This is a genomic window from Streptomyces sp. NPDC003032 (assembly GCF_053591415.1).
The window spans coordinates 17,582-30,904 of record NZ_JBSFTT010000002.1 but is presented as its reverse complement, the minus strand read 5'-3'; the positions used below and the strand labels follow the sequence as shown (position 1 = coordinate 30,904).

Genomic DNA, 13,323 nt, shown 5'->3' with positions numbered 1-13,323 from the left:
GAATCTTGCGCACCGGTTGAACGCGGCGGCCGCCCCCGCCCGTACCTAGGGCCATGTGTGACGCAAACAGGCGCCACGACACCACAGCTGACAGCGGGAGTGAGAGATGCGGCATCCAAGTGGGCGAGCCCCTCGGGCCTGGCGGAGCGCCTCGCTCGTAGCGACGGCTGCGGCCCTGCTGTCGTTGACGGCGGCGTGCGGACAGGAGAAGGGCGACCAGTCCCCGAATGGCCAGAATGTGGGTAACGAGGCGCCCGCCAAGGGCGACGGATACGGCGCGGGCGACGGATACGGCGCGGACTCAGGCGCCGGGGCCGACGGCGCCGGGGCCAAGGCGAAGCCGGCCGGGCAGCTCGCCGTGTGGGACAGCAAGAAGCTCGGGAAGGTCGTCACCGACAGCGCGGGCTTCACGCTCTACCGCTTCGACAAGGACACCGCCCAGCCCCCCAAGTCCAACTGCGACGCCGCCTGCCTGAAGGCCTGGCCCGCCGTGGCCGCCGACGGTGCCAAGGCCGCGCCGGGCGTCGACGAGTCCCTGCTCGGCGAGGTCACCGGCGCCGACGGCACCAAGCAGCTCACCATCGACGGCTGGCCCATGTACCGGTACGCGAAGGACGTCAAGCCCGGCGACGCCAAGGGGCAGGGTGTGGGCGGCACTTGGCACGCCGCAACCCCCGACGGCAAGAAGGCCTCACCCGCGGGGGCCGGAACCGCCCCCGACGAGACCGCCCCCGACGAGACCGCTCCCGCCGAACCGGCCCCCGCCGACCCCGCGGGCCTGTCCACCCGCAAGGACCCGAAACTCGGCGAGATCGTCGTCGACAAGAACGGCATGACCGTCTACCGCTTCACCAAGGACTCCGCCTGGCCGATCAAGTCCAACTGCGTGGGCGCCTGCGCGGAGAAGTGGCCCGCCGTCGCCCCCGTCGACAAGGCCGATACCGAGGGGATCAAGAAGAAGGGCTATATGACCTACGACCGCCCCGACGGCGGCAAGCAGCAGACGATCGACTGCTGGCCGCTGTACACCTTCGCGGGCGACAAGAAGCCGGGCGACACCAACGGTCAGGGAGTCGGCGGCACTTGGTACGCCGCGAGCCCGGACGGCAAGGCGGTGGGCGCCCCCCAGTAACCCCCCACGGAGCACGGCCGGCCGGCCCGTCCCTCTATCACAAGGAGGGACGGGCCGGTCTTCGGTGTGTGATACGGCACTTGCCAAAGGCAGTGACCGAGAACGGACGGCCAATTTCCGTTTTGACTCGCTCCCTTGGCGGGCGATCAGTAGCCTCACCCTCGAACACCGGATCGCCCGCGTCACCCCCTATGCCTTGGAGTCTTGATGGAGCGTCCCGCCTGGGCCCCGATCGGCATCGACATCACGATGCCCAGCGTGTCCCGCATCTACGACTACTACCTGGGCGGTTCGCACAACTTCGAGGTGGACCGGGAGGCCGGCCGCAGGGCCATGGAGTTCATGCCGGGCCTGCCGAAGATCATGCAGGCGAACCGCGCCTTCATGCGGCGAGCGGTCCGGTACGCCGTCGACCAGGGCGTCACCCAGTTCCTCGACATCGGCTCCGGCATCCCCACCTTCGGCAACGTCCACGAGGTGGCACAGCGGGCCAGCGACGAGGCACGCGTCGTATACGTCGACCACGACCCGGTCGCCGTCGAACACAGCAAGGCCGTACTCGACGGCGACGAGCGCACCTCGGTGCTCGCCGCCGATCTGCGCAAGCCCCGGGACATCCTGGGCAGTCCGGAGGTCGGCTCGCTCCTCGACCTGGACCGGCCGGTGGCCCTGCTGCTCGTCGCCGTCCTGCACTTCGTCGAGGACGCGTACGATCCTCGCGCGGCGGTCGCCGAGTTGAGGGACGGCCTCGCGCCCGGCAGCCTGATCGTCCTGACCCACGCCTCGTACGAAGGGATCCCGGTTCCCCCCGAGCAGGCCGACGGGACGGTCGGTGTATACAAAGACATCCGCAACCCACTGATCATGCGCTCGCGCGAGGAGATCGCGCGGTTCTTCGAGGGGTACGACATGGTGGAACCCGGCCTGGTGCCGATGCCGCACTGGCGGCCCGACACGGCGCTCGAGGAGGAGGACCCCTACTCCTTCTCCGGGTTCGCGGGCGTGGGACAGAAGCGTTGAGCGCCGAGCCGGACGGACCGGAAGGAAGACTCCGCAGGTTCGCCACCATCTGGAGCCGCGCGATCTTCCCGGTGACAGCCACCTCACTGACCCGCCCCGAGTTCGAGCGGCAACTGCTGCCGCTCGCCCGGCGGTTGCGCGACGCGCTCCAAGAACGGGTCTTCGACGCGAGGCAGGGCCAGGCCGTCGGCGCCGCCCTCATCGACATCCACTGCACCGACCCCGACGCGCTCAGCCGCACCCTCGACTGCGTCGACGCCTATCTGGTCCTGTACTGCGGCGGCGAAGGCCCGCGGGAGGAGCTGCGGGCCCGCTGCGCGCGAATCCAGCACGCGGTCGCGGCGGGCTTCGCCAAGGCGCTTCGCGAGCGCACCCTCGCCGAGCAGGAGGCGATCTCCCGCGCCACGCTGAGCGCGCGCAGCGCCGTCGCCGAGGCCCTGCACGCGAGCGAGGCGCGCTTCCGGGCCGTCTTCCACGGCGCGGCGATCGGCATCGGCATCGCGGACCTCGACGGCACGATCCTGGAGGTCAACGACGCGCTGGTGCGGATGTTCGGCGGCTTGGAGAGCAACCTGCGCGGGCGCAACGCGGCGGAGTGGACACACCCCGACGACTCCCCCCACGTATGGAAGCTGTACGAGGAGCTGGTGCGCGGCGAGCGTGAGCACTACCGCGTGGAGAAGGCCTTCTACCGCCCCGACGGCACGGTCCTGTGGACCAATCTGACCGTCTCGCTGCTACGCGACGCGGACGGGCTGCCGCAGTACCAGCTGGCGTTGATGGAGGACACCACCGAGCGTCGGCTGCTCAACCTGCGCCTGCGCTACGAGGCGACGCACGACGCGCTCACCGGGCTGCCCAACCGCACGCTGTTCTTCGAGCGCCTGGAGAAGGCGCTCGCGGCGGGCGACGACGCGCGGTTCGGGCTCTGCTACCTCGACCTCGACGGCTTCAAGACCGTCAACGACAGCCTCGGCCACGCGGCGGGCGACCGGCTGCTCGTCGAGGTCGCCGACCGGCTTCAGTCCTGCGCGACCGCGCCCGGCGAGATGGTGGCCCGGCTCGGCGGCGACGAGTTCGTGGCGCTCACCACGGGCGCCGACACCGAGACCGAGGTGGACGAGCTCGCCGGGCGCATCATGAACGCCCTCGCCACCCCGATCCGCGTCGACGGCCGCGAGCTGACCGTGCGCGGCAGCATCGGCATCGTGGAGGGCCCGGCGGGGGAGCGCGGCGCGGCCGACGTGCTGCGCAGCGCCGACATCACGATGTACCGCGCCAAGTCCGCGGGCGGCAACCGCTACGAACTCGCCGACCCCGAGGCCGACGCCCGCGCCATCACCCGGCACGGTCTGACCACCGCGCTGCCCGCGGCCCTGGAGCGCGGCGAGTTCTTCATCGAGTACCAGCCGCTGGTGCATCTCGGTGACGGCAGTGTGCGCGGCGCCGAGGCGCTGGTGCGGTGGCTGCACCCGCAGCACGGCGTGATCGGCCCCGACCGGTTCATCCCGCTCGCCGAGCACACCGGTCTGATCGTGCCGCTCGGCCGCTGGGTCCTGGAGGAGTCCGTGCGCCAGGCCCGCCTCTGGAAGGCGCGCCCCTTGAACGGGGCCGTCACCGGACCGCTCCGGGTCAACGTCAACCTCTCACCCATGCAGCTCACGCACCCGGGCCTGGTCTCCGACACGGTCGACATCCTGGAGCGCGAGGGCCTGGAGCCGGGCGCGCTCTGCCTCGAAGTCACCGAGTCGGCGCTGATAGGAGCCGACGACGACCTGCTCAAGCCGCTGCGCAGGCTCGCCGAGATGGGCGTGGACATCGCGCTCGACGACTTCGGCACGGGCTACTCCAACCTCGCCAACCTGCGCCGGCTGCCGGTGAGCGTCCTCAAGCTCGACCGGTCCTTCACCCAGGGCATGCAGCACTTCCCGGCCGACCCCGTCGACCTGAAGATCGTCGAGGGGATCGTCGCGCTCGCACACAGCCTCGACCTCGCGGTCACCGTCGAGGGCGTCGAGACGGGGGCGCAGGCGGATCAGCTGCGGGAACTCGGCTGTGACACGGCTCAGGGCTGGTACTACGCCCGGCCCGGCCCGCCGGACCGGCTGCATGAACTGGCGTTGGCGGACGCGGTGGGCTGACGGCGGGACCCGCGCCCCGAAGGGGCGCGGGGAACTGCGCGACCAGCCACAACGCACCCGCAGCGGGAACACGACGGGCCTACCCCTCCCGAGCCAGAAGCATCCTCTGGAGTTCCCGCGCCGCCCGCGGCGGAGCCACGTCGCTGCGGTGCGCCAGGGCGATCGTCCGGTGCAGGCTCGGCCGGGACAGCGGCGTCATCCGCAGATCGGAGCCCGACCGCTCCGCCACCATGCGCGGCACGACCGCCACCCCGAGCCCCGCCCGTACGAAACCCAGCACCGCGTCCATCTCACCGCCCTCCACCGCGAACTCCGGCTCGAAGCCCTCCGCACGGCACGCGCCGACGGTGAGCTCCCGCAGGTCGTACCCGTGCCGGAACATCACCAGGCGCTCACCCTGGAGGTCGGCGATCCGCACGGACCCGCCGAGCCGGCGCCGCGCCCGCGGGGACGACACCACGACCAGGTCCTCGCGCAGCAGCTCCACGGTGGTCAGGGCGGGCGACGGGCTGGGCAGCGGGAGCACCACCAGCGCCAGGTCCAGGGCGCCGCGCGCCAGTTCGCGTACGAGGTCGTGGGAGCCGCCCTCCTCGATGAGCAGCTGGATTCCCGGATGCCGGTCGTGGAAGGCGCGCAGGACGTCCGGGAGCAGCCCCGTGCAGACACTCGGGGTCGCGCCGAGCCTGATGCGGCCGCGGCGCAGCCGCGCCAGCTCCTGCACCTCGATGCGGGCGGTGTCGGCGTCCGCGAGGATCCGGCGGGCCAGCGGCAGCAGCGCCTCGCCCGCGTCGGTCAGCGCGATGTTGCCGCGGGCCCGGCTGAACAGCTCCGCGCCCAGCTCCTTCTCCAGGGCCCGGATCTGCTGGGAGAGCGAGGGCTGGGAGACGTGGACCTGTTCGGCAGCCCGCGTGAAGTGCCGCGTCTCGGCGACCGCGACGAAGTAGTGCAGCTGCTGGAATTGCATACACGTACGGTACGACGCTCGATAGGCTGAGGCTATCGAGATGAGCCGAACCATCTCTTGGACCGATCGGGACCTTCGGCCGTAGCGTCGCCGACATGGCTCTGGCAACGCGGACGGACAAACGGCCGTCCATGACCCGTACGCTCTGGGACTCCACCATCGGCAAGAAGACCGTGATGGCGGTGAGCGGTCTGATCATGCTGCTCTACCTGGTCACGCACATGGTCGGAAACCTGAAGATCTTCTTCGGGCCGGAGGAGATCAACCACTACGCCCACTGGCTGCGCACGGTCGGCGAGCCCTTCATGCACTACGAGTGGACGCTCTGGCTCGTCCGCGTGGTCCTCGTCGCCGCCGTCGTCGCCCACGCCACGTCCGCCTACCAGCTGAGCCGCCGGGACATCAGGGCGCGCCCCACCAAGTACGTGCACAAGAGGGCACAGGCGAGCTTCGCCACCCGCACCATGCGCTGGGGCGGCGTCATCCTCGGGCTCTTCATCGTCTGGCACATCCTCGACCTGACGACCGGCACGGTGCACCCGGGCGGCTACCAGCACCTGCACCCGTACCAGAACATCATCGACACCTTCTCCACCTGGTACGGCAACGTCATCTACATCGTCGCCGTCGTCGCCCTCGGCCTCCACGTCCGGCACGGGCTGTGGAGCGCCGCGCAGACCCTGGGCGTCGGCACCGCGGCCCGCGACCGCGTCCTCAAGCCCCTGGCCAACGGCCTGGCCCTGGTGCTGACCGTCGGCTTCGTCTCCGTACCCGTGGCCGTCATGACCGGACTGGTGAGCTGAACCATGAACTACTCCAGTGAGTACGCCGCCTACACGACCGGAGAGCCGCTCGTCGACACCAAGGCCCCGAGCGGCCCGATCGCCGACCGCTGGGACACCCGCCGCTTCCAGGCGAAGCTGGTCAACCCCGCCAACCGCCGCAAGCACACGGTGATCGTCGTCGGCACCGGCCTGGCCGGCGGCTCGGCCGGGGCCACCCTCGCCGAACAGGGCTACCACGTCGTGCAGTTCTGCTACCAGGACTCACCGCGCCGCGCCCACTCGATCGCCGCGCAGGGCGGCATCAACGCCGCGAAGAACTACCGCAACGACGGCGACTCGGTCCACCGCCTCTTCTACGACACCGTCAAGGGCGGCGACTTCCGCGCCCGCGAGTCCAACGTGCACCGCCTCGCGCAGATCTCCGTCGAGATCATCGACCAGTGCGTCGCCCAGGGCGTGCCCTTCGCCCGCGAGTACGGCGGACTGCTCGACACCCGCTCCTTCGGCGGCGTCCAGGTGTCCCGGACGTTCTACGCGCGCGGCCAGACCGGTCAGCAGCTGCTGCTCGGCGCCTACCAGGCGCTCAGCAGGCAGATCGCCGCCGGGAACGTCGAGATGCACCCCCGCACCGAGATGCTGGACGTCATCGTCGTCGACGGGCGCGCCCGCGGCATCGTCGCCCGCGACCTGATCACCGGCAGGATCGACACCTACTTCGCGGACGCCGTCGTCCTCGCGACCGGCGGCTACGGCAACGTCTTCTACCTGTCGACGAACGCCATGAACTCCAACGCCACCGCCGTCTGGCGGGCCCACCGGCGCGGCGCCCACTTCGCCAACCCCTGCTTCACACAGATCCACCCCACCTGCATCCCGCGCACCGGCGACCACCAGTCCAAGCTCACGCTGATGAGCGAGTCGCTGCGCAACGACGGCCGGATCTGGGTGCCCAAGGCGCACGGCGACCAGCGGCCGCCGAACGAGATCCCCGAGGACGAGCGCGACTACTACCTGGAGCGCGTCTACCCGTCCTTCGGCAACCTCGTGCCCCGCGACATCGCCTCCCGCGCCGCCAAGAACGTATGCGACGAGGGCCGGGGTGTCGGTCCGGGCGGGCAAGGTGTCTACCTCGACTTCGCCGACGCGATCCGGCGGATGGGCAAGAAGAAGGTCGCGGAGAAGTACGGCAACCTCTTCGACATGTACGAGCGGATCACCGCGGAGAACCCGTACGAGGTGCCGATGCGGATCTACCCCGCCGTGCACTACACGATGGGCGGCCTCTGGGTCGACTACGACCTCCAGACCACCGTCCCCGGGCTCTTCGCCGTCGGTGAGGCCAACTTCTCCGACCACGGCGCGAACCGGCTCGGTGCGAGCGCCCTCATGCAGGGCCTCGCCGACGGCTACTTCGTCCTGCCGTCCACCATCAACGACTACCTCGCACGCAACCCGCACAACGACGAGGTCGGCGCCGAACACCCCGTCGTACAGGAGGTGCTGGCCGAGACCGAGGACCGGCTGAACCTCCTCCTCGCCGTCGACGGCGACCGCACCCCCGACTCCTTCCACCGCGAACTCGGCGAAGTGATGTGGGAGTTCTGCGGCATGGCCCGCACGGAGACCGGCCTGCGCAAGGCCCTGGAGCGCATCCCGCAGATCCGCGAGGAGTTCTGGCGCCGCGTCAAGGTCCCCGGCACCGGCGAGGAGTTCAACCAGTCCCTGGAGAAGGCCAACCGCGTCGTCGACTATCTGGAGCTGGCCGAGCTGATGTGCCTCGACGCCCTGCACCGCGCCGAGTCCTGCGGCGGCCACTTCCGCGAGGAGTCCCAGACCCCGGACGGCGAGGCGGCGCGCGTGGACGAGGAGTTCTCGTACGCGGCCGCCTGGGAGTTCACCGCCACAGGCGAAGCCCCCGTCCTTCATAAAGAAGACCTCGTCTTCGAGTACGTCCACCCCACTCAGCGGAGCTACGCATGAAGCTCACCCTGCGCGTCTGGCGCCAGAAGAACACCGACGCCGACGGCGCGATGTCCACGTACGAAGTGGACGGCATCTCCTCGGACATGTCCTTCCTGGAGATGCTCGACACCCTCAACGAAGAACTCATCGTCAAGGGCGACGACCCCGTCGCCTTCGACCACGACTGCCGCGAGGGCATCTGCGGCGCCTGCTCACTCGTCATCAACGGCGACGCGCACGGCCCCGAACGCACCACCACCTGCCAGCTCCACATGCGGTCCTTCAAGGACGGCGACACCATCGATGTCGAGCCGTGGCGCGCCGCCGCCTTCCCGGTCGTCAAGGACCTCGTGGTCGACCGCTCGGCGTTCGACCGGATCATCCAGTCCGGCGGCTACATCAGCGCCCCGACCGGCTCCGCACCCGAGGCGCACGCCGCGCCCGTGCCCAAGCCCGACGCCGACTCCGCCTTCGAACACGCCGAGTGCATCGGCTGCGGGGCATGCGTGGCGGCCTGCCCCAACGGCTCGGCCATGCTCTTCACCTCGGCGAAGGTGAACCACCTCAATGTCCTGCCGCAGGGCGCGCCCGAGCGCGAGACCCGCGTCCTCGACATGGTCGCGCAGATGGACGAGGAGGGCTTCGGCGGCTGCACGCTGACCGGCGAGTGCGCCACGGCCTGCCCCAAGGGGATTCCGTTGCCCTCCATCGCGGCCATGAACAAGGAGTGGCTGCGGGCGACCCGGAAGGTCAGCCGCTGACCGTGCGGGTCGCCGGTGGCTGATCGCGCAGTTCCCCGCGCCCCTGCGAGGCGCGTACCTTCGCCGCATGTATCCCGGAGCGTACGACCCCGCCAGGACGGCCGTCGTCACCGCCGACGGCACACGGGCCCTCACCTACGGACAGCTCGAAGAACGCTCCCTGCGGCTCGCGGATCATCTGCGGACCGTAGGGCTGCGTCGGGGTGACCACCTCGCCCTGCTCTGCGACAACGACCCGCGTGCCCTGGAGGTCTACTGGGCCGCCCTGCGTTCCGGGCTCTATCTCACCGCCGTCAACCACCACTTGAGCGCGGACGAGGCCGCCTACATCGTGCGCGACTGCGGGGCGAGCGCGTTGATCGTCTCCGGGACGCTGGACGAACTCGGCGCGCGTGTGCGGGATCTGGTGGGAGGGCCGCCGCATGTGCTGGGCCTCGATGACGGGACGTACGAGAAGGCTCTGGAGGCCGCCTGCGCCGAGCCGCCCGCGCAGCAGCCGCTCGGCACCGACATGCTCTACTCCTCCGGCACCACCGGCCGGCCCAAGGGCGTCAAGCCGACGCTCCCCGACGGGGACGTGCGCGAGCAGCCGACGACGTACACGCTGATCTTCCAGGCGATGTACGGCTTCGGCGAGGACACCGTCTACCTCTGCCCGGCGCCGATCTACCACGCGGCGCCGCTGCGCTTCTGCGGCGCCGTCACCGCGCTCGGCGGCACGATCGTCCTCATGCCCTCCTTCGACGCCGAGGGCGCCCTCGCGGCCGTCGCGCGCCACCGGGTGACGCACAGCCAGTGGGTGCCGACGATGTTCGTACGGATGCTGAAGCTGCCCGCCGAGGTGCGCGAGCGCCACGACCTGTCGTCGATGAAGGTCGCCATCCACGCCGCCGCGCCCTGCCCCGTGGAGGTCAAGCGGCGGATGCTGGAGTGGTGGGGGCCCGTCCTGTACGAGTACTACTCGTCGACGGAGGGCAACGGCATCACGTTCATCTCGCCCGAGGAGTGGCTGCGCAAGCCCGGCTCGGTGGGCCGCGCCGGACTCCTCGGCACACTGCGGATCTGCGACGAGGCGGGCGCCGTACTGCCGCCGGGCACGACCGGCACCGTCTACTTCGAGCGCGACGAGGCGCCCTTCCGCTACCACAACGACCCGGACCGCACGCACGAGACGCGGCACCCCGAGCACCCCCACTGGACCACCACGGGCGACATCGGCCACGTCGACGAGGACGGCTATCTGTTCCTCACCGACCGCAAGGCCTTCATGATCATCTCGGGGGGCGTGAACATCTACCCCCAGGAGATCGAGGACGTCCTGGTGCTGCACCCCGCCGTCGATGACGTCGCCGTCATCGGCGTCCCCGACCCGGAGATGGGCGAGGCGGTGAAGGCCGTGGTCCAGGCCGCCGAAGGGGTCGAGGCGGGGCCCGAACTGGCGGAGCGGCTGCGGGACTTCGTCCGCGAACGCGTCGCCCACTACAAGGCGCCGCGCACCGTCGACTTCACCGACCGTCTGCCGCGCACACCTACCGGCAAGCTCGCGAAGTCACGGCTGCGCGAGGCCTACCGGGGCGGCTGACCGGTCGCGCGGGCCAGATACGGCGCGGTGCGGCTGCCTTCCGCGTGTGCCAACTCCGCCGGGGTGCCCGCCGCCACGATCAGGCCGCCCTCGTCGCCACCGCCGGGTCCGAGGTCCACCACCCAGTCGGCGCCCGCCACCACCGCCATGTCGTGCTCGACGACGACCACCGAGTTCCCGGCGTCGACCAGCTCGTGCAGGCGGTGCGTGAGGACCTCGACATCGGCGGGGTGCAGGCCCGTCGTCGGTTCGTCGAGGAGGTACAGCGTGTGGCCGCGCCTCACCCGCTGCAGCTCACTGGCCAGCTTGATCCGCTGGGCCTCACCGCCCGACAGCTCCGTGGCCGGCTGCCCGAGCCGCAGATAGCCGAGACCGACGTCGAGGAGCGTGCGCAGGCTGCGTACGACGGACGGGGTGTCCGCGAAGAACTCCGCGGCCGCCTCTACCGTCAGGTCGAGCACCTTGGCGATGTTCCTTCCGCGGTACGCCACTTCGAGCGTCTCGGGGTTGTAGCGGGCCCCCGCGCAGTCCGGGCACGGCGCGTAGGTGCTCGGCAGGAAGAGCAGTTCGACGCTGACGAAGCCCTCGCCCTGGCAGGTCTCGCACCGCCCGCCCGCCACGTTGAAGGAGAACCGGCCGACGCCGTAACCGCGCTCCTTCGCCGCGCCCGTGCCCGCGAAGACCTTGCGTACGACGTCGAAGAGGCCCGTGTACGTGGCGAGGTTGGAGCGCGGCGTGCGGCCGATCGGCTTCTGGTCGACACGGACCAGCCGGCCGACTCCGGGGAGATCCTCGGTGATCTCGCCGACGAGCGTGGACTTGCCCGAGCCCGAGACGCCCGTGATCGCCGTGAACGCGCCGAGGGGCAGCTCCGCCGTCACCGCGCGCAGATTGTGCCGGGTGACCGGGCCGACCTTCAACCAGCCGCGAGCGGTGCGGACTTCGCGTACCGGAGCCGGCGTGCGGTCGAAGAGGAAGCGGGCCGTCGCGGACTCCTGTACGCCTTCGAGATCGGCCACCGGGCCGCTGTGCAGCACCCGCCCGCCGTGCTCGCCCGCCCGCGGGCCGACGTCGACGAGCCAGTCCGCGTGGCGCACGACATCGAGGTGGTGCTCCACGACGAAGACGGAGTTGCCCGCGGCCTTGAGGCGGTCGAGGACCGACAACAGGGCTTCGGTGTCGGCCGGGTGGAGGCCCGCCGACGGCTCGTCCAGGACGTACACCACACCGAAGAGGCCCGAGCGGAGCTGCGTGGCGAGACGCAGACGCTGTAGTTCGCCCGCCGACAGGGTGGGGGTCGCCCGGTCGGGGCTGAGGTATCCGAGCCCGAGTTCGGTGACGGTCGTGATACGGGCCAGCAGGTCCGCGGTCAGGACGCGCGCCGACTCGGACGAACCCGCCTCGCCCTCAAGGGTATTGGCCAGCTCGGAGAGGGGGAGCGCGGCCAGCTCGGCGATCGTGCGGCCCGCGAACGTGACCGCGAGCGCCTCGGGACGCAGCCTGCTCCCGCCGCACGCCGGGCAGGGCGCGCTCGCCAGGAACCGTTCCGCCTTGGCGCGCAGCGTCTGGCTCTTGGAGTCCGCGAAGGTCTTCATCACATAGCGCCGGGCGCTCATGTACGTACCCTGATAGGGGCGTTGGATCCGGCCCGCCTCGCGCACCGGGCGCACGGTCACCATCGGCTGCTCGTCCGTGAACAGGATCCACTCGCGGTCGGCCGCGTCGAGCTCGCGCCACGGGCGGTCCACGTCGTGGCCGAGGGCGTCCAGGACGTCGCGGAGGTTCTTGCCCTGCCAGGCGCCGGGCCAGGCGGCGATGGCGCCCTCGCGGATGGAGAGTGAGGGGTCGGGGACTAGCAGCTCCTCGGTGGTGGTGTGGACCCGGCCGAGGCCGTGGCACTCGGGGCACGCGCCGGCCGCCGTGTTCGGCGAGAAGGCGTCGGAGTCGAGCCGCTCGGCGCCCTCGGGGTAGTCGCCCGCGCGGGAGAAGAGCATCCGCAGGGAGTTGGACAGCGTCGTGACCGTGCCGACGGAGGAGCGGGAGGTCGGCGCCGAGCGGCGCTGCTGGAGCGAGACCGCGGGCGGCAGCCCCGTGATCTCACCGACCTTCGGGGCGCCCACCTGGTGGATGAGCCGCCGGGCGTACGGGGCGACGGACTCGAAGTAGCGCCGCTGGGCCTCGGCGTAGATCGTCCCGAAGGCGAGCGAGGACTTGCCGGAGCCGGAGACACCGGTGAAGACGGCGAGAACGTCGCGCGGGACGTCCACGTCGACGCCCTGGAGATTGTGCTCCCGGGCACCCCGGACGCGTACGTACGGATCGTGGGGGCTGTGCATGGGCGGACTCCGTACGCGGCTCGGGGACAAACCCCACGATTCTAGGCCGTGGGGCGGAGCGCGAGCCGGGGGCCCGCCCGTAGGGGTACCTGGAGATATGCGGCCTTGTTAGGGTGTGGCCTCTTGTCGGGGCGTCAGGCGGTGGGGGAAATGGCATCTGGAACGGGCACGGGTATGGGTACGGGCGCGGCCACGGGCACAGGTACGGGCACGATTTTGAAATTCGACGGAATGCGCGGCTTCGGGTTCATCGCGGCGGATGACGGCGGCGAGGACGTTTTCCTGCACACCTCGGTCTTCGCGGGTGACCCCGGAGCTCTGGTGCCCGGGGCGCGCGTCGAATTCCAGATCATCGCCAACGACCGCGGCCGCAAGGCTTTCGCGGCGCACCTCACGGACAGCGCCGCGCCGCCGTCGCCCGCGGTGAACGGGCACGTCACGCCCGCCGGCGCCGCCGCGGCGCAGGGCGCGGCCGGTGACGAGGGCGTGTGCGACGTCCTGTCGCGCGACGAGTTCGCGCACGAGATCACCGAAGTCCTGCTGACGGCCGTGCCGGACCTGACCGGCGGGCAGATCGTGCGGGTGCGCGCGAGCATGCTGGAATTCGCCGAGAAGCGGGGATGGGCGGACGCGTGAGACC

At 70.8% G+C, this 13,323-nt stretch carries 10 protein-coding genes; 8 read left to right on the top strand and 2 right to left on the bottom strand.

Translation table 11 applies throughout. From position 1 onward, the window contains the following. Window positions 1-106 precede the first annotated feature (106 nt). From ACWDZ7_RS02645 to ACWDZ7_RS02635, 3 genes are all read left to right on the top strand, one after another. Window positions 107-1,132, top strand: coding sequence for an SCO0930 family lipoprotein (locus tag ACWDZ7_RS02645; RefSeq protein ID WP_451794197.1), 1,026 nt, complete (start codon window positions 107-109; stop codon window positions 1,130-1,132). A gap of 207 nt (window positions 1,133-1,339) precedes the next feature. Beyond that, a complete protein-coding gene (locus ACWDZ7_RS02640; protein ID WP_451794196.1) occupies window positions 1,340-2,152 on the top strand; it encodes an SAM-dependent methyltransferase in 813 nt (270 codons plus the stop codon). Further along, window positions 2,149-4,293 carry a putative bifunctional diguanylate cyclase/phosphodiesterase gene (locus tag ACWDZ7_RS02635; protein WP_451794195.1) on the top strand — a complete coding sequence of 715 codons (2,145 nt, stop codon included), beginning with the start codon at window positions 2,149-2,151 and terminating at the stop codon, window positions 4,291-4,293. Before ACWDZ7_RS02640 ends, ACWDZ7_RS02635 begins: the two co-directional genes overlap by 4 nt. Window positions 4,294-4,372: 79 nt before the next feature. Here the strand turns inward: ACWDZ7_RS02635 and ACWDZ7_RS02630 are convergent, their stop codons facing one another. Beyond that, window positions 4,373-5,257, bottom strand: coding sequence for a LysR family transcriptional regulator (locus ACWDZ7_RS02630; protein ID WP_451794193.1), 885 nt, complete (start codon window positions 5,255-5,257; stop codon window positions 4,373-4,375). A 95-nt stretch (window positions 5,258-5,352) separates the two neighbouring features. On the opposite strand from ACWDZ7_RS02630, the gene ACWDZ7_RS02625 reads away from it, so the two are divergent. From ACWDZ7_RS02625 to ACWDZ7_RS02610, 4 genes are all read left to right on the top strand, one after another. Next, entirely contained in the window at window positions 5,353-6,060 is a 708-nt protein-coding gene (locus ACWDZ7_RS02625) for a succinate dehydrogenase (RefSeq protein WP_451794191.1), read from the top strand. A gap of 3 nt (window positions 6,061-6,063) precedes the next feature. Beyond that, complete coding sequence (locus tag ACWDZ7_RS02620) at window positions 6,064-8,022, top strand: fumarate reductase/succinate dehydrogenase flavoprotein subunit (protein WP_451794190.1); 1,959 nt, start codon at window positions 6,064-6,066, stop codon at window positions 8,020-8,022. Then, on the top strand, window positions 8,019-8,765 hold the full coding sequence (locus ACWDZ7_RS02615; RefSeq protein WP_451794189.1) for a succinate dehydrogenase/fumarate reductase iron-sulfur subunit: 747 nt from the start codon (window positions 8,019-8,021) through the stop codon (window positions 8,763-8,765). The genes ACWDZ7_RS02620 and ACWDZ7_RS02615 overlap by 4 nt, the downstream gene beginning before the upstream one ends. 67 nt (window positions 8,766-8,832) lie before the next feature. After that, window positions 8,833-10,347 carry an acyl-CoA synthetase gene (locus ACWDZ7_RS02610; protein ID WP_451794187.1) on the top strand — a complete coding sequence of 505 codons (1,515 nt, stop codon included), beginning with the start codon at window positions 8,833-8,835 and terminating at the stop codon, window positions 10,345-10,347. Here the strand turns inward: ACWDZ7_RS02610 and ACWDZ7_RS02605 are convergent. Continuing rightward, window positions 10,332-12,683: an ATP-binding cassette domain-containing protein gene (locus tag ACWDZ7_RS02605; protein WP_451794186.1), complete on the bottom strand. Its 2,352-nt coding sequence runs from the start codon at window positions 12,681-12,683 to the stop codon at window positions 10,332-10,334. The genes ACWDZ7_RS02610 and ACWDZ7_RS02605 overlap by 16 nt on opposite strands. A gap of 150 nt (window positions 12,684-12,833) precedes the next feature. Between ACWDZ7_RS02605 and ACWDZ7_RS02600 the strand changes: the two genes are divergently transcribed. Continuing rightward, complete coding sequence (locus ACWDZ7_RS02600) at window positions 12,834-13,319, top strand: cold shock domain-containing protein (protein ID WP_451794185.1); 486 nt, start codon at window positions 12,834-12,836, stop codon at window positions 13,317-13,319. Window positions 13,320-13,323 lie beyond the last annotated feature (4 nt).

Coding starts and splice junctions, on each gene's coding strand:
- ACWDZ7_RS02645 (WP_451794197.1), top strand. CDS start 107: ATGCGGCATCCAAGTGGGCGAGCCCCTCGGGCCTGGCGGAGCGCCTCG.
- ACWDZ7_RS02640 (WP_451794196.1), top strand. CDS start 1,340: ATGGAGCGTCCCGCCTGGGCCCCGATCGGCATCGACATCACGATGCCC.
- ACWDZ7_RS02630 (WP_451794193.1), bottom strand. CDS start 5,257: ATGCAATTCCAGCAGCTGCACTACTTCGTCGCGGTCGCCGAGACGCGG.
- ACWDZ7_RS02625 (WP_451794191.1), top strand. CDS start 5,353: ATGGCTCTGGCAACGCGGACGGACAAACGGCCGTCCATGACCCGTACG.
- ACWDZ7_RS02620 (WP_451794190.1), top strand. CDS start 6,064: ATGAACTACTCCAGTGAGTACGCCGCCTACACGACCGGAGAGCCGCTC.
- ACWDZ7_RS02615 (WP_451794189.1), top strand. CDS start 8,019: ATGAAGCTCACCCTGCGCGTCTGGCGCCAGAAGAACACCGACGCCGAC.
- ACWDZ7_RS02610 (WP_451794187.1), top strand. CDS start 8,833: ATGTATCCCGGAGCGTACGACCCCGCCAGGACGGCCGTCGTCACCGCC.
- ACWDZ7_RS02605 (WP_451794186.1), bottom strand. CDS start 12,683: ATGCACAGCCCCCACGATCCGTACGTACGCGTCCGGGGTGCCCGGGAG.
- ACWDZ7_RS02600 (WP_451794185.1), top strand. CDS start 12,834: ATGGCATCTGGAACGGGCACGGGTATGGGTACGGGCGCGGCCACGGGC.